This window comes from Pedobacter sp. Leaf216, from assembly GCF_001421515.1.
In the GTDB taxonomy this organism is placed as follows: Bacteria; Bacteroidota; Bacteroidia; order Sphingobacteriales; family Sphingobacteriaceae; genus Pedobacter.
The window spans coordinates 106,620-122,684 of the sequence record NZ_LMKM01000036.1; the positions used below are offsets into that span (position 1 = coordinate 106,620).

The 16,065-nt window shown below is 37.5% G+C and carries 18 protein-coding genes; 9 read left to right on the forward strand and 9 right to left on the reverse strand.

Going from position 1 to position 16,065, the window contains the following annotated elements; genetic code table 11:
- Positions 1–189: 189 nt before the first annotated feature.
- The 4 genes from ASE74_RS22180 (at position 190) to def (ending at position 4,842) form a co-directional block, all read left to right on the forward strand.
- On the forward strand, positions 190–2,340 hold the full coding sequence (locus ASE74_RS22180; protein ID WP_055914242.1) for a S9 family peptidase: 2,151 nt from the start codon (positions 190–192) through the stop codon (positions 2,338–2,340).
- Between the two features lie 83 nt (positions 2,341–2,423).
- Positions 2,424–2,876: a hypothetical protein gene (locus ASE74_RS22185; RefSeq protein WP_055914244.1), complete on the forward strand. Its 453-nt coding sequence runs from the start codon at positions 2,424–2,426 to the stop codon at positions 2,874–2,876.
- A gap of 26 nt (positions 2,877–2,902) precedes the next feature.
- The gene (locus tag ASE74_RS22190) at positions 2,903–4,135 is read left to right on the forward strand and encodes a pitrilysin family protein (protein ID WP_055914247.1); all 1,233 of its coding nucleotides are present in this window, start codon (positions 2,903–2,905) and stop codon (positions 4,133–4,135) included.
- A gap of 146 nt (positions 4,136–4,281) precedes the next feature.
- Positions 4,282–4,842, forward strand: a complete 561-nt coding sequence (def, locus tag ASE74_RS22195; RefSeq protein ID WP_055914249.1) for a peptide deformylase — start codon at positions 4,282–4,284, stop codon at positions 4,840–4,842.
- 139 nt (positions 4,843–4,981) lie between these two features.
- Here def and ASE74_RS22200 read toward each other — a convergent pair whose 3' ends face one another.
- Genes ASE74_RS22200 through ASE74_RS22210 form a run of 3 tightly spaced genes read right to left on the reverse strand, consistent with a single transcriptional unit; the run spans position 4,982 to position 7,027 of the window.
- Positions 4,982–5,617, reverse strand: a complete 636-nt coding sequence (locus ASE74_RS22200; protein ID WP_055914252.1) for a hypothetical protein — start codon at positions 5,615–5,617, stop codon at positions 4,982–4,984.
- Positions 5,618–5,670: 53 nt separating this feature from the next.
- Entirely contained in the window at positions 5,671–5,916 is a 246-nt protein-coding gene (locus ASE74_RS22205; RefSeq protein ID WP_029274884.1) for a NifU family protein, read from the reverse strand.
- 34 nt (positions 5,917–5,950) lie between these two features.
- Positions 5,951–7,027: an Mrp/NBP35 family ATP-binding protein gene (locus tag ASE74_RS22210; protein WP_055914255.1), complete on the reverse strand. Its 1,077-nt coding sequence runs from the start codon at positions 7,025–7,027 to the stop codon at positions 5,951–5,953.
- A gap of 131 nt (positions 7,028–7,158) precedes the next feature.
- Between ASE74_RS22210 and ASE74_RS22215 the strand changes: the two genes are divergently transcribed.
- From ASE74_RS22215 to ASE74_RS25390, 4 genes are all read left to right on the forward strand, one after another.
- Entirely contained in the window at positions 7,159–9,318 is a 2,160-nt protein-coding gene (locus tag ASE74_RS22215; RefSeq protein ID WP_055914258.1) for a transglycosylase domain-containing protein, read from the forward strand.
- Between the two features lie 62 nt (positions 9,319–9,380).
- Entirely contained in the window at positions 9,381–9,923 is a 543-nt protein-coding gene (gene hpt, locus ASE74_RS22220; RefSeq protein ID WP_055914260.1) for a hypoxanthine phosphoribosyltransferase, read from the forward strand.
- Between the two features lie 55 nt (positions 9,924–9,978).
- Positions 9,979–10,638 (forward strand): phosphatidylserine decarboxylase family protein, encoded by a 660-nt coding sequence (locus ASE74_RS22225; RefSeq protein WP_055914263.1) that lies wholly within the window; start codon positions 9,979–9,981, stop codon positions 10,636–10,638.
- 122 nt (positions 10,639–10,760) lie between these two features.
- Positions 10,761–10,889: a hypothetical protein gene (locus ASE74_RS25390; RefSeq protein WP_255352072.1), complete on the forward strand. Its 129-nt coding sequence runs from the start codon at positions 10,761–10,763 to the stop codon at positions 10,887–10,889.
- 55 nt (positions 10,890–10,944) lie between these two features.
- On the opposite strand, the gene ASE74_RS22230 is transcribed toward ASE74_RS25390, so the two are convergent.
- From ASE74_RS22230 to ASE74_RS22255, 6 genes are all read right to left on the reverse strand, one after another.
- Positions 10,945–12,120 (reverse strand): mechanosensitive ion channel family protein, encoded by a 1,176-nt coding sequence (locus ASE74_RS22230; RefSeq protein ID WP_055914266.1) that lies wholly within the window; start codon positions 12,118–12,120, stop codon positions 10,945–10,947.
- Between the two features lie 70 nt (positions 12,121–12,190).
- Positions 12,191–12,538, reverse strand: coding sequence for a 50S ribosomal protein L19 (rplS, locus tag ASE74_RS22235; protein ID WP_039474107.1), 348 nt, complete (start codon positions 12,536–12,538; stop codon positions 12,191–12,193).
- Positions 12,539–12,676: 138 nt separating this feature from the next.
- Entirely contained in the window at positions 12,677–13,351 is a 675-nt protein-coding gene (gene trmD, locus ASE74_RS22240) for a tRNA (guanosine(37)-N1)-methyltransferase TrmD (protein ID WP_055914269.1), read from the reverse strand.
- A gap of 57 nt (positions 13,352–13,408) precedes the next feature.
- Entirely contained in the window at positions 13,409–14,017 is a 609-nt protein-coding gene (locus ASE74_RS22245; protein WP_055914272.1) for a hypothetical protein, read from the reverse strand.
- A gap of 46 nt (positions 14,018–14,063) precedes the next feature.
- A complete protein-coding gene (rimM, locus tag ASE74_RS22250) occupies positions 14,064–14,591 on the reverse strand; it encodes a ribosome maturation factor RimM (protein ID WP_055914275.1) in 528 nt (175 codons plus the stop codon).
- Between the two features lie 164 nt (positions 14,592–14,755).
- A complete protein-coding gene (locus tag ASE74_RS22255; RefSeq protein WP_055914278.1) occupies positions 14,756–15,316 on the reverse strand; it encodes a 30S ribosomal protein S16 in 561 nt (186 codons plus the stop codon).
- Between the two features lie 144 nt (positions 15,317–15,460).
- Here ASE74_RS22255 and ASE74_RS22260 point away from each other — a divergent pair, with 144 nt between their 5' ends.
- A complete protein-coding gene (locus ASE74_RS22260) occupies positions 15,461–15,982 on the forward strand; it encodes a 5'-3'-deoxyribonucleotidase (RefSeq protein ID WP_055914282.1) in 522 nt (173 codons plus the stop codon).
- Positions 15,983–16,065 lie beyond the last annotated feature (83 nt).

Here is a 16,065-nt window from a genome sequence, read left to right on the forward strand (position 1 = left end):
TGCTAAAATGGTAATAGGTGGTTTGGGATTGAGCGCTTGGCGTTTGGTGCAGCATAATCGATTTAAACAATTAACAAGTTATCCTGCCCGCCACTACTACTGAACACGGAACAAATGAACTCCTGAGCTAATGCTAATAAACTATTGAACTATTTGACTAAATTGCATTTGAACCTAAATCAAACCGCTATGAAACGTATCTTACCCAGCCTAATTGTACTTAGTACAGTTATGGCTTGCAATAACCCCCAAAAGAAAGAAATGAAAGCGATTAAGTGGCCCGATGCCAAAGCTCCTGTAGCAGAAATTATTCCTCACCAAAGAGTAATACATGGCGATACTGTAGTAGATAATTACTATTGGATGATCGATTACTTTAAAAAAGGTCCGGATAGTACAAAAGTTGTCAATTATTTAAAAGCCGAAAATACTTACCTCAACACAATGATGAAAAGTACAGATCAATTTCAGGCTGATCTGTTTAAAGAAATGAAGGGAAGGATAAAGGAGAAAGATGAATCTGTACCTGTTTTAAAGAACGGCTATTTTTATTATACAAGAACCGAAGATGGACAACAATACTTTAAATATTGCCGGAAAAAGGGAAGTTTATCAGCTGCTGAAGAGGTTTTGCTAGATGTTGACGACCTTGCAAAAGGGCACACTTATTATAGTGCTACAGGTTTTAGTGTTAGTCCTGACAATAAACTTTTAGCTTTTGGTGTGGATCAGGTTTCTCGCCGCCAATACACCATTAACATTAAAAATTTAGAAACAGGAGAAATACTTAAAGATGCCATTACCAATACCGAAAGTGCAGTAGCATGGGCAAATGATAATAAAACATTTTTTTACACCTCAAAAAACCCTGTTACGCTTTTAAGTGAGAAAATTAAAAAACACACACTTGGTACGGATGCCAAAACAGATGCGGTAGTTTATGAGGAGAAAGACAACAGCAACTATATTGGCGTAATGAAATCAAAAAACGGTCGATACATTTTCATCGGCTCACAGGGAACACTAAGCGCTGAATATAGAATGATTGATGCTGATCATCCTGAAAATGCTTTTAAAGTGTTTTCTAGCCGATCGAAAGATGTTTTATACGACATTTTGCCTGTAGACGATAAATTTTATATTATAACCAATTGGAACGCCAAAAATTTCCGCCTGATGGAATGCCCTTTGGATAAAACAGAAAAGGAGAACTGGAAAGAGGTTATTCCAAACCGCAAAGATGTTTTACTCGAATATGGGGAAGAATTTAAAGATCATTTGGTATTATCAGAACGTAAAAACGGCTTGACAGAGCTCCGCGTACTTAAAAATGATGGGGGCGATTACTACATCAAATTTGATGAGCCTGTTTATGCTGCCGGAGTAGGTGCAAACCCGGAGTACAACAGTAAAACGCTCCGTTATTCTTACACTTCTTTAACCACACCAAGTTCTGTTTATGATTACGACCTTGATAAGAAGGATAAAAAACTAATGAAGCAACAGGAAGTTATTGGTGGCTACGATCCTAATGATTACGCAACAGAACGTGTTTTCGCTACGGCAAAGGATGGAACAAAGATTCCGATTGCTCTGGTTTATAAAAAGGGTTTCGAAAAGAATGGACATGCGCCATTGCTGTTGTACGCTTATGGATCTTATGGAGCAAGCACCGATGCCACTTTCTCTTCACCCAGATTAAGCCTTTTAAACCGTGGTTTCGTTTTCGCTATTGCAAATATCCGTGGCGGACAGGAAATGGGCAGACAGTGGTATGAAGATGGCAAGCTGATGAAAAAGAAAAACACATTTACCGATTTTATTGCTGCAGGCGAATATCTTGTTGATCAAAAGTACACTTCTAAAGGTCATTTATATGCACATGGAGGCAGCGCAGGAGGCTTATTGATGGGTGCAGTTGCCAATATGGCTCCTGGTTTATGGAACGGAATTATTGCTGATGTTCCTTTTGTAGATGTAATTAATACCATGCTGGATGAAAGCATTCCGTTGACCACAAATGAATTTGATGAGTGGGGAAATCCTAAACAAAAAGCAGCTTACGATTATATGAAAAGCTATTCCCCTTACGAAAATGTAGAGAAAAAGGCCTACCCGAATATGCTGGTTACCACAGGCCTGCACGATAGCCAGGTGCAGTATTTCGAACCTGCCAAATGGGTGGCTAAACTAAGGGCTACAAAAACAGATAAGAACGTACTATTGCTTAAAACCAATATGGAATTTGGCCATGGCGGCGCATCAGGCCGTTTCGATTATTTAAAAGATGTTTCCTTACGGTGGGCATTTTTGTTCTCGCTGGAGGGGATAACGAAATAATTTTTTTACCCGGTTCGTCATTTCCGCCTGAGCGGGAATGACGACCACCCTTTTTAAAATATAAATCAAGCTAAAACCCCACAATGAACACCAAACTAAAAACACTCCAAATTATCCATCTTGCCTTATGCTCAGGGGTTTTCCTTTTTGCATTGGTAACCATTTTTCTAAATCGCGAAATGATGTTTTTCGATGCCAATCCTAAAACCACATCACCCTTTAACCCAATATTTCCGATCATGGGTTTGATCACGATTTCTGCAAGTATCTTTTTTCATAGAAATTTAATGGCAAAAATTAATAAAAATGCACCTGTCGATACAAAAATCAATATGTATCAAAGTGCATTTATCATTAGCTCAGCGATGCTGGAAGGAGGTGCGCTTTTTAACATTGTTGGTTTTTTTATCACACATAATTCGTTCTTTTTGATTTTTGCTGCGGCAAATTTTGCTTTTTTGGTACTTAAAAGGCCAACTAAAGATAAATTGATCTCCACTTTACAATTGCAATATCCAGATACAGAGTCATTGTGAGCAAATAGCCTTATCTTTGCCCTTCAATGGAATACAATGTTCACACTTTGCCAAACGGTATACGCTTATTGCATGTGCCTTCGGCCTCTGCCATATCACACGCCTGCGTTATCGTAAATACCGGCTCTCGCGATGAGCCGGAAAATAAAGCAGGTTTAGCGCATTTTATCGAACACCTGATTTTTAAAAGAACTGAAAAACGCAGTACCAATCAGATTTTAAACCGCTTAGAAAGTGTTGGTGCTGATTTAAATGCCTATACCACAAAGGAATATACCTGCATACATGCTTCTTTTTTAAACCCTTATCTGGATAGAACTTTAGATCTTTTCAACGATATTCTGTTCCACTCTACTTTTCCCGAAGAGGAAATGGATAAAGAGAAAAGTGTAATCCTGGATGAGATTTCTTCTTACCTGGATCAACCTGAAGAAGCCATTAACGATGATTTTGAAGACATGCTTTTTGCAGGGCATCCACTTGGCAACAACATTTTGGGCACAACTGAAACGGTGCAGCATTTTACCCGCGAAGATGTAATTAATTTTAGAAAAGCCAACTACCGAACAAATGAAATTGTAGTGGCTATTTTAGGAAATTATACCCTAAACAGCGTAGTTAGCAAGGGCAGCAAACATTTTGCCAATGTTGAAGAAAATAATCCCGATAAAGCCAGGTTAAAACCAACCGTACTATCACAAAGCAATACCACCATTTACAAACCGATTATGCAGGCACACTGCATTTTGGGCACCCAGGCTTATTCTACCCATCAGGAGAAAAAGGTACCCTTAATGCTGTTGAACAATTATTTTGGTGGTAACGGAATGAGTTCGGTTTTAAACCTGCAGATTAGAGAGAAATATGGGATAGCGTACACAATAGAATCTAATTTTTCTCCATTAAGCGATACGGGTATTTTTTCAATTTATTTTGGAACAGATAAAGAAAAACAGACCAAAGCACTTTCTCTGATTTTTAAAGAAATTAAAAGGCTTAGAGAACATCCCTTAAATGAACTTCAATTGCAAAAAGCAAAAAACAAGTTTATAGGGCAAATTGCCTTGGGAGAAGAAAATAGAATCGGACTAATTATTTCGATGGCAAAAAGCCTGATCGATCACAATAAAATAGATTCTTTAGAAACTGTTTTTGAGAAAATAAATGCAGTTACCACCAAAGAAATGGCCGATGTGGTGCATGAAATATTAGATATTGAGCACCTGAATATCTTTACTTTCTGCCCAATAGAGGAATAATTCTTATTTTTGTAAAAAAATGCTCGTGCATTGCTTTACTTTTTCGTTATTGCAAGGTACAAAGCAACAATACAACAATCGCTGGTTCAACCAGCGCATTAAAACTGCTTCGTACCCGTAATGAAGGACGACATAAATATTATACAATGAAATTACCAATAGTAGCATACGGCGATCCTGTTTTAAAAAAGGTAGGAACCGATATTGATAAAGATTATCCAGAACTAAAACAATTGATCAGCGATATGTTCGACACCATGTATTACGCAAATGGTGTAGGTTTGGCCGCTCCTCAGATTGGCTTGCCTATCCGTTTGTTTATTGTAGATACCGGTGAAGATGAAGATGGCAAACCTGGTTATAAAAAAGTATTTATCAACGCCGAAATTTTAGAAGAAACCGGAGAAGCCTGGAGTTTTAACGAAGGCTGTTTGAGTATTCCTGATATCCGCGAAAACATTATGCGCAAGCCTAATATCAAAATTACTTATTTTGATGAAAACTGGGTAGAGCATACTGAAGATGTAGACGGAATGCCAGCACGCGTAATCCAACATGAATACGACCATATTGAAGGTAAATTATTTACCGACAAAGTAAGTGTGCTCCGTAAAACCATGCTTAAAAGCAAGCTGGATGCGATTTCGAAAGGAAATATCAAAACGGATTACAAAATGAAGTTTCCGAATAAAAGTAAGAAAAGATAAGTTTTAATGTAAGATATCAAAGGGAAAGTGGAAACATTTTCCCTTTTTTATTTAAGGTTCGTCGCTATTAATTGCTCTTATACGTCTAAAATAAAATTAAGGTAATAATTATCTTTTGCAATGGACCTCTGTACCCAGACTAATTCGTCCGGCTCTTATCGCCATCAAAGATCTGCTGCATCAGCTTGCCCCAGGCAAAAGGGTTAAGTAGGGGGTTGGTTTGCACCATGTTCTTATTGATCATCCTATCAAAATTATACCTGTAATTCTGACTTCCGATTTCTTGCCCATCACGCGGTAAGGTTTGTATTAAACCATCAATTGAGGAACGGGAGAGGTTCTTTTTGGCAATGGCCATATCATCATCCGCCAGTTTCATTGATAAAAACTCGCGGGTAAATTCTTCTGTTGTGGCCCAAGGGAAAACACGTACTGATGGTAAATCAATCACATTGGCTTTTAATTTAACCATAATGGTGTACTTACTATCAGGGGTACTTTCCGGAATTACTGTAGAAAATTTTTTGTAACCAATAGCGGTAAATAAAATGGTATCGCCAGGGTTTACAATAAAAGTAAAATACCCTCTATAATCAGCACCAACCCTTTTACTCTTGGCAGAAAGATTGGTGATGGTAACATAAGGAATCACATTTGAACTATCAATATCGGTAATAATCCCAGAAAATTGGATGAGTTTATCCTGTGCCGGCTTTTGTTGCGCAAAAGCGGTTACAGAAAAAATTAAGCAAATCAGGGCAATACAATATCTCATTAAGACAAAAGTAATTTTATTAATAAAACTTCCTTGTTAAATAGTGTTAAAGCTTAATCCTGCTCGGCCATGTTTACGGCTACAACTGAAGTGATCTGTGGAACGGCTTTCATAATTGCCTGTTCAATACCAGATTTCATAGTCATGAAACTCATCGGGCAAGAACCACAGTTGCCTAAAAGCTTAAGCTTTACCGTTCCTTCTGATGTAATTTCTTCAACAGAAACATCACCTCCATCAGCCTTTAAATATGGCCTGATAGTTTCCAATGCCTGTTCTACTTGTTCTGTTAAATTCATTATATATATTTTAATTTATAAAAATAGTAATTTTTTAGCAATTCACCATTTGCGCATTGTTGATGGATATCTGCTGTGCAATTTTACTTGCAATATCACCAAATATAACATCCAACAGAGGGTTTTGGTTCAAAGCAACCGGTTTTCCGTTATCTCCGGCTTCCGAAATACTTTGTATAATCGGAATTTCACCTAAAAATGGCACATCAAAGCGTTCAGCAAGTTTAGTACCGCCACCTTTTCCGAAGATATAATATTTATTCTCAGGCAATTCTGCAGGAGTAAAATACGACATGTTTTCTATAACACCTAAAATTGGAATATTAATTCCTGGCATCCTGAACATAGCTAAACCCTTGTGGGTATCGGCAAGTGCTACCTGTTGAGGTGTGGTAACCACCACCGCGCCAGAAATAGGGAAACTTTGAGTTATGGTAATGTGGATATCGCCCGTTCCCGGTGGAAGATCTACGATCAGATAATCCAATTCGCCCCAATTTGTATCGTTGAACAACTGCTTTACCGCGTTAGATGCCATTGGTCCGCGCCATGGCACAGGTTGGCCCGGATCTGCAAAAAAACCCAGCGACAATAACTTGATTCCGTATTTTTCGATCGGTAAAATTTTTGTTTTCCCGTCTGCAGTTTCTTCAGCTCCAGGCTTGGCATCAACAAGATCGAACATCGTGGGTACCGATGGCCCGTAAATATCGGCATCGATTAGGCCCACTTTAGCACCATCTTTAGCCAATACAACCGCCAAATTGCTTGCCACTGTTGATTTACCAACGCCACCTTTGCCAGATGAAACCAAAATGATGTTTTTGATGTTATCTAACGATGATGAATTGGTTGGCTGGGTAACCCTCGACGTTACATTGATGATTACTTCTGCCGTTTGCGAAACAAAATGTTTGATTGCATTTGTACAGGCATTTTTCAACATCTCCTTCATAGGACATGCTGGTGTAGTAAGCTCTAATGTAAAATTTACCTGGTTATCCGTTATCTGTAAATCTTTAATCATGTTTAAAGTAACCAGATCTTTTTTAAGATCGGGATCTTCAACATTTTTAAGCGCATCTAAAACTTGTTGCGGGCTAATCTGCATGGTATTAATTTAAATTCAAAATTAACAAAACATAGCCATAAATACTTTTATTTAGGCTTTTTAACTGTAATTTTAACACGAAATAAACATTTAATTGTTACGTTTAAGCAATTAACCATTTTAACGACTATATGCGAATACCAAAAATTAAGATCCCCAAAAAATATTTAAAAATCGGAGCCTGGGTTTTAGGTGTTTTTTTAGTTGTTTGTATCGCTTTGGGTGCTGTAGCGTATAGCAAAAGGGAAGCACTTCTTAAAAAAATGGTGGCGAAGGCAATAGCAAAGGCCGATAAAGATTATGGCTTAGAAGTTAAAATTGGCTCCGCTGGCTTTACAGGCCTTAGTACCGTAAAAATGACGAACATTTCTGTTGTTCCTAAAGAGCGCGATACCCTCTCCAACATTGGTGAGTTAAGTGTAGGCGTAAAGCTTCTTCCTCTTATTTTTGGCAATGTAAAGCTCTCAGAAGTAAAACTGAACGATGGTTTTGTGAGTGTGGTGCTTAAAGACTCTACCACGAATATCGATTTCATTTTAAAAAGAAAAAAGAAGGACAGCACAGAAAACAAGGGCAAGGTTAACCTATCAGAAATAGCGAGCAATATTTTAAATCAGGTTTTATATAAAATACCTGATGATATGGATGTACAGAACATGATTTTTAAATTAAACGATCATGATACCGCCAAATTAAGTTTTGCAACCATGGCAACAATAGATGGTGGCGACTTAAAATCGGCAATAAATGTAAATAATGGCGAATCTACCTGGCATGTTGATGGTTATGTAAATCCAGGCAGTAAAGAGTTGCGGTTTACGGCTTATGCGGATGGAAAAAAACTCGAATTGCCCTACCTAAACAATAAATTACACGCAAAATTAAGCTTCGACACCCTTCAAACAGAACTTAAAAACGCAAAATACAGTGGAGATGATTATAAAATTTCTGGTTCATGGTCGGTAAAAAACATGTTGATCAATCAACCCCGGATTGCTTCAAATGATATTATTGTACAACATGCAAAATTGGATGCAGATATTCTGGTCGGACCAAATTACATTACGCTCGACAGCACTTCAACAGCATTCCTTAAAAATGCTCAGATTCATCCCTACGTTAAATACACACTGGGTAAAAACAAAATTTATGAGTTAAAGCTAAATGCCGAGGAACAAGATGCACAAGGCGTTTTAGATGCGTTTCCACAAGGCTTATTCGAATCGTTGGAAGGACTAAAAGTACAAGGAAAAGTTAAATACAACCTTAATTTTTATTTGGATACGAAAATTCCGGATAGCGTTCGGTTCAGCTCTACATTAACTCCGGTAAACTTTAAAATTGTACAATGGGGTAAAACCAATTTACAAAAAATAAACAGCCCATTCGTTTATACGCCTTATGAGTACGGCAAGCCCATGCGCGACATTACCATTGGCCCATCTAACCCAAACTTTACCCCATTATCTGCTATTTCGAAAAACTTCATCAATGCCGTATTAACTGCAGAAGATCCTTCATTTTTTACGCACAATGGTTTTGTTGAAGAATCTATCCGTAAATCTATTGCGGTGAATTTTAAAGAAAAGAAATTTAAACGCGGTGGCAGTACCATCAGTATGCAGCTGGTTAAAAATGTTTATTTAAGCCGGCAGAAAACCCTGGCCCGCAAGGCAGAAGAGATCTTAATTGTTTGGCTTATTGAGCACAACCACCTGGTAAGCAAACAGCGGATGTTGGAGGTTTATTTCAATATTATGGAATTAGGCCAAAACATTTATGGAATAGGAGAGGCATCAAGGTATTATTTTGGAAAACAACCTGCTGATTTAACCATTGGCGATGGATTGTTTCTGGCCAGCATTGTGCCTAAACCAAAAGCTTCTATGTATAAATTTATGGCCGATGGAAGCTTAAAACCTTACATGTTTAATTATTTCAGGTTTATGGGAAATATTATGGCAAGAAGGGGCCTAGTAGCCAGCGATACTTCTGGTTATGGTTTTTATAATGTTCGTTTAAGAGAGGGCTTACGTAGGTATTTGGCTCCAGATACTGCAGTTATCGATACCAATGCTTTTGATGATGACGGAGATGGATTGCCTGTTGTAATTGTACACGATAAAAATAAAAGTTTCTTCGAACGCCTTTTTGGTGGAGGAGCTAAAAAGGATACCGCAAGCAAACCGGTAACTACTCCGGCAGATACCACCAAAACAAAAAAACAATTGAGACAGGAGCGCAGGGAAGAACGAAGAAGACAGAAAGAACTGGAAAAAACGCAACAGTAATTAGTTGGAAATTTTTAGTTTACTAGTTCTACAAACAATAATTTAAACCATTTAACGGCAGCATGCACAAAATAAAAGTAGAAGATAAAGAGTTCGAGATATTTTTAGAAAACGATACTTTAAATAAACGGATCCGTTTATTGGGCATTCAACTCAATGTAGATTATGAGGGTAAATGCCCGTTATTTATAGGTGTGTTAAACGGAAGTTTCTTATTTATGGCCGATTTAATTAAAGAAATTAATGTGCCTTGCGAAATTGCTTTTATGCGTGTAGCATCTTATGAAGGAACATCAAGCTCTGGAAACGTAAAAGAGCTGATCGGTTTACCAGAAAATATTGAAGGAAGAGACATTATCATTGTAGAAGATATTGTAGATACCGGTTTAACCCTAACCCATATTTTAAAAACGATTAAAGCAAAAAATCCTGCATCAGTTAAAGTAAGCTCACTTTTACTTAAACCAAGTGCACTAAAGTACGAAATTGAAGAACTGGAGTATGTTGGTTTTGAAATACCTAACGAATTTGTGGTTGGATATGGTTTAGATTACAATGGCCTTGGCCGGAACCTAACCGACATTTATAGAGCAACGGGTGCATAATTTTTAGATTGGATTAATTTATTTTTCGCACCTTTGCCCAATAATTTTTAACTCAATGACCATACATAAAGAAGGTTACACCACCATTGCATTAAGCATACTGTTTATTTTCGTAATCAACGCAATAGTTGATTATAAATACCATGACATTACCTGGTTGCGCTGGTTCATTTATATCTTTTCTGCCGCATTATTTATAATTGTACTTCAGTTTTTCAGAAATCCGACCCGCAGTTTTTCTTCAGGTGAAAATTTGGTTGTATGCCCTGCTGATGGTAAAGTAGTGGTAATTGAAGAAACAGAAGAAGGAGAATACTTTAAAGATAAACGTTTACAGGTTTCAATTTTTATGTCACCGGTAAATGTGCACATCAACCGTAACCCGATTTCGGGAGTGGTAAAATTCTTTAAATATCATCCTGGTAAATACCTTGCCGCCTGGAACCCAAAATCTTCAACCGAGAATGAACGCACCACAACAGTAGTAGAACACAAAAACGGTACGCCTGTATTATTCCGCCAAATTGCTGGTGCTTTAGCCCGCAGGATTGTTTGGTACGTAAAAGAGGGAGATCAGGTAATACAAACAGAACAGTTCGGTTTTATTAAATTCGGATCGAGGGTTGATGTTTTTCTTCCGGTTGGAACTAAAGTAAACGTAGAACTTAACCAGGTTGTTAAAGGTGGCATAACAACCTTGGCCACATTAAGTTAGTAGAACAATATAAACACATTAAAAAGCCGTTCCGATTCATATTGGAACGGCTTTTATATGATATCGACCTTCAAAAAGGATTTGAAAAACAAAAGTTCCCATATAAACCTGATCGAAGCGAGATGCCGATATTTCAACCGGCAGAAGCTGGAGCAGGAACAAACTTCAATAGCACCGCTACACTTGCTTTCCAAACAAGAAATATTTTCTATCCATTATCTAAAACGTCTAATACCATCAATTTTAGATAATAATATAAGCTGTAGTCTGCAAGGACACAGACTAAGCAAGCATAACTGATAGATTTTAATCCGTAGCATCATTACCTACTTCTTCTTTATTTACCGCAGCAGTTGGCCTATCGCTAATTAAACGTTGTGTAGGGTAAGCAAAATCTGATTTGTTACGGATTACAATATCCATAATTTCTAAATTGATTTCCTGCCTTATTTTGAGGAATTCTGCGTAATTAAGCACCGTTACAAAGTAATTAACCTCTACGTTTAATCCCGAATCGCCAAAACTTTTAAAAGAAGCGTTACCATCGTCACTTGTACCTACGTGGTTGTTGATATAGCTTTCTATTTCGGTAATAATTCTTCTAAGTGATTCCGAGTTGGTTTCGTAGGTAAGTCCGATTATAAAGGATACTTTACGTGAATTCCGGAGCGACAGATTTTCTAAAACTCCGTCGATCATACCTCTGTTAGGGATAGTAGCCATCGTTTTTTCCGAAGTTCTGATTCTTGTACTTCTAAAACCAACCTTTTCAACGGTTCCTTCCACACCATCCACCTTTACAAGATCTCCAACAGTAAAAGGTTTGTCTAAAAAGATGGTAAAAGAGCCTATCAGGTTCTCCAAGCTTTCTTTAGCAGCAAGGGCAATGGCAATACCACCGATCCCTAAACCGGTAATCAGCGTTAAAACATTAACCTCAAATACAAAACCCAGAAGCGTAAAAAAGCCAATAAAAATTACAACCGTTTTAAATAATTCTTTTAAAAACGGCACCAGCTGATCGTCGGCTTTATTTTCGGTAAGTGAAGCTTTATAGAGTAATACGTGACTGATAAAATCGATTATCCTTAAAATGATCCAAAAGACTGAGAGTATAATTCCAAAAAGAAATATCCGGTCAATACAATCGCCAATCGTTACCGGAATTAATTCTTTTACTTTACCAATTAATTTACTGTAATGAAAAACAGCAACTTCCAGCGGATGTTTAAGCTGATTAATGGAAAGATACAGCGTAGCTAGCAGAATAAAAACCTCGATCGGTTTTACCAGCAGGGCTACAAAGGCATCATTATGAGATTGATTGGAAAAGTTTTTGAAAAGCTTAAAAAGTAACCTGCTTAAAAGCTTCGAAACAATGTTTTTAAAAACCAGACCTAAAAAAAGTATGCCTCCAAAAAGGAAATAGGCTTTTACAGTGTTGCCCCAAATAATTTGGTCGAAAAAAGCAGAGTTTAACATGTAACAAAGGTATAAACAAAAAAACCTCCACGAAATTAATCGTGAAGGCTATATCGTATAATAAAGAATATTATTTTCTCAAAGATTTGATACGAGCAGCTTTACCAGTTAAAGCACGTAAATAGAACAATTTCGCTCTACGAACTTTACCATAGCTATTCACTTCTACTTTCTCAATGTTTGGAGAATTAAAAGGAAAAATACGCTCAACACCAACGCCGTTGCTCATTTTACGTACGGTGAAGGTTTCATTAGCACCTGCACTGTTACGTTGTATTACAACACCTTGGTAAATTTGAACACGTTCTTTATTACCTTCGCGAATTTTATAGTGTACGCTCACTGTATCGCCAGACTTGAACGCAGGAAAATCTTTTTTCGCGATGGCCTGCTCTTCAACAAATTTTACTAAATCCATGATTTTAAGCTATTAAACCAACTTTCTTTACCTTGAAAATCGGATTGCAATATTAGGGATTTTTTTTGATATAAAAAAACCTATTTTAATTTTTTCCACAATCTTTACGAATTCCACATTCGAATGTGTTAAATGCTTCTATTCCAAAAGGTCAGGCCGACGGCTTTTTGTACGCGCCAAGGCTTGATCGTGCCGCCACTCATTCACTTTTGCCTCATGGCCGCTTAACAAAACATCAGGCACCTTATGTCCCCGCCAATCGGCCGGACGTGTGTAAACAGGTGCATCGAGCAGTTCGCCCTGAAAACTATCCGATAAGGCAGAAGTTTCATCATTTAAAACACCAGGGATTAAACGCACAACAGCATCAACCACAATCGCAGCAGGAAGCTCACCACCGCTTAAAACATAATCACCTACCGAGATCTCCCTTGTTACAAAGATATCGCGTATACGTTGATCTATGCCCTTATAATGCCCGCATAAAATAATGATGTTCTGCTTAATAGAGAGTTCGTTTGCTGTAGTTTGATTTAAAGTAACACCGTCAGGACTCATGAAGATAATTTCATCATATTCGCGCTCTGCCTGAAGTTTTTCAATACAGGCTGCAAAAGGCTCAATACTCATTACCATGCCGCTACCACCACCGTACTGGTAATCATCTACACTTTTTTGTTTGTTGGTTGCATAATCACGCAGATTATGTACTACAATTTCGGCAATGCCCTTTTTTTGTGCGCGCTGTAGAATAGAATGAGCAAACGGACTTTCTAATAAAGCGGGCAGAACTGTTATAATATCGAAACGCATGGGGCAAAGGTAAGGCTTTAGTCTGAAGTCTTTAGTCTGAACTCGAATTTTGCGCTGCTAGGCCGTCCATTGATCGTGTATAACGGCAACGAGATAATAATTACTTTGATATTTTTTAAATACAAACTTTAAACTGCTCCAGTCTAAACCTGTATACTTTTTATCAAAGCCTTTAAAATAATATTCAGTAAAATGCAGTTGGGGATAAACCTCTTTAAGGTTATTGATAGAGTTGCCACCTCCGATAAATGAGTCGTAAGCTTTTTTCTCGGCCGTTAAATAATCGGCATTGTAAATGTAGCGTTGGATGTAAGGTTTAACCCTGAGTTTAATTGCTGCACCAGAGCCATCGTAATGCCCCCAGGTTAATATCCAGTTCTTATTTATGGCTTCTAAAAAATCTTTAGCCAGGGTTTGTTTATGGGTAAAATCTACAAAACCATAAGGAGAAAAACGGACACCTTCGGTAGGATGGAAGCAAGATGCGAAACCACTATAATCTTGTGCTTTTAAGGCCTTTAATGCAACCAGGGCTACCTTTTGTATGGAATCCTTTTGGGTTAAACTCCGTGTGTTTGAAACGCGTTTGTTTGCGGCTTGATCATTTCGTTTAGCCCGGTTACAAGCAAATAACAAAACGATCACTATAGCAAACAGATACCTCATTACAGCTAGAACGAAAAACCACAGAAAAAGTTTTTTGCTACAGTTATTATTGTGCTAAATAAATATCGAGTAAACCTTCTGGTAAATCGAGGGTTAGTGTTTTTTTATCCTCATCATATTCCACTATAAAATCTTCATTCAAGGGGAATAAAACTTCGGTATCCTTATACATCACCGTTGCCACAAATTGCTGCGGGTATTCGTTTACTTCAATAATTTCGCCAAGTTCGCCAAGGGTTTCATCAATAGCCACATAACCATTAAAATCGGTATAGAAAAATTCTCCTTCTTCCCGTTCGGGCATTTGCGAAAGCGGGAGGTATAATTTTTTCTTTAAAAGTGGTTGTACTTTATCAATATGGTCTGCATCATCAAAATTAAAATAACCCGTTTTATTGGCTTGCAATTTTGCCGATGCTACAAAATAAGGAACCAGTTTGCCGTTCATATCTGCAAAAACGACATCAAACTCCAGTTGCTCATAATCGTCGAATTCAAAAAAGACCTGAACTTCTCCTTTTAAACCCCGCGTTTTTGTAACGTAACCTATGTAAAATGCTTCTTCGTGTTTCATATTCAAATTCAATCGCCACCCAGAATAATTTCGGGATCTATAAAATGAAAGATGCTGATTGCGATTTGACATCGGGCAGCATGACGAACTGTAAATATCATCTTTAAATAAAAATAGCGTTCCGGAAATTCGGAACGCTATTTTTTAAAACAAAATAATTAAAATTATTCTGCTCCTTCTTCTTTAGTAGCTTCTGCTGCAGGAGCTTCTTCAGTTGCCTCAGCCTCAACAGCTGGTGCTTCTTCTTCAACAACTTCTTCTGCAACTGGTGCATTTTTAGCTGCGATAGCTGCTGCTTTATCTTCTTTTTTCTTTGCTTCTGCTGCTAAAGCTGCTTTGCGTGCATCTGCTTTAGAAGTAGCTAAACCTTCTGATTTACCAGAAATTTTACCTGCTTTAGCATCTAACCAAGTTGCAAATTTTTCATCTGCCTGTTCTTGAGTTAAAGCTCCTTTTTTAACACCACCTTCTAAGTGTTTTTTGTATAAAACACCTTTGTAAGAAAGGATAGCACGAGCAGTATCAGTTGGTTGTGCACCACTGTTAACCCAAGCTAAAGTTTTTTCGAAGTTAATTTCGATGGTAGCAGGATTGGTGTTTGGGTTGTAAGAACCTAAACGCTCAATAAATTTACCATCACGTGGAGAGCGAGAATCTGCTACCACAACGTGGAAAAAAGGTTTTCCTTTTTTACCGAATCTTTGCAATCTGATTTTAGTTGCCATTTTCTTTTGTATTTATGTATTCAACATAGTTCCCGGAGCTACATGCTGCGGGGCTGCAAAGATAACTAAAATACTGTAAATTAAAAACATAGTTTAATTTCTTTGTTTTCAGGATATTTGCGCCAAAATATTTGCAGCTACAAAATGAAAAGAATTGCGATTGATATGGACGAGGTGATTGCCGATGCCGTTGGAAAATTTATCAAATTATATAACCGGGATTATAATGTTCCGCTTGATTTAAAAATCGATGCCGGAAACGAAATTTATCACCACGTACCACAAGATGTTAACCAGAAATGGTTTGAATATATCAATGAGCCGGGCTTTTTTCGCGATCTTGAAGTGATAGAAGACAGCCAGCGGGTAATTAAAGCCCTACAAGAAAAATATGATGTTTACATTGTTTCTGCAGCTATGGAATTTCGCAATTCATTAATTGATAAGTATGATTGGATGGCAGAGCATTTTCCGTTTATTGATTGGCAGCACATTATGTTCTGCGGAAATAAAATTGTAAACGTTGACATTATAATAGACGACCGTACAAAAAACTTTGTAAATTTTGCGGGCAGGCCATTATTGTTTACCTCTCCTCATAATTTACTGGTTACCGAATTCGAACGGGTAAACAACTGGGAGGAAGTAGCAGGTTTACTGCTTTAAATTTGAAAAAGATCCGTCGTTTCGATTGACGTATAGGATAATGGAGAAATCTAATTTTTAAAAGAGTTGTCAACCTTCCAGCA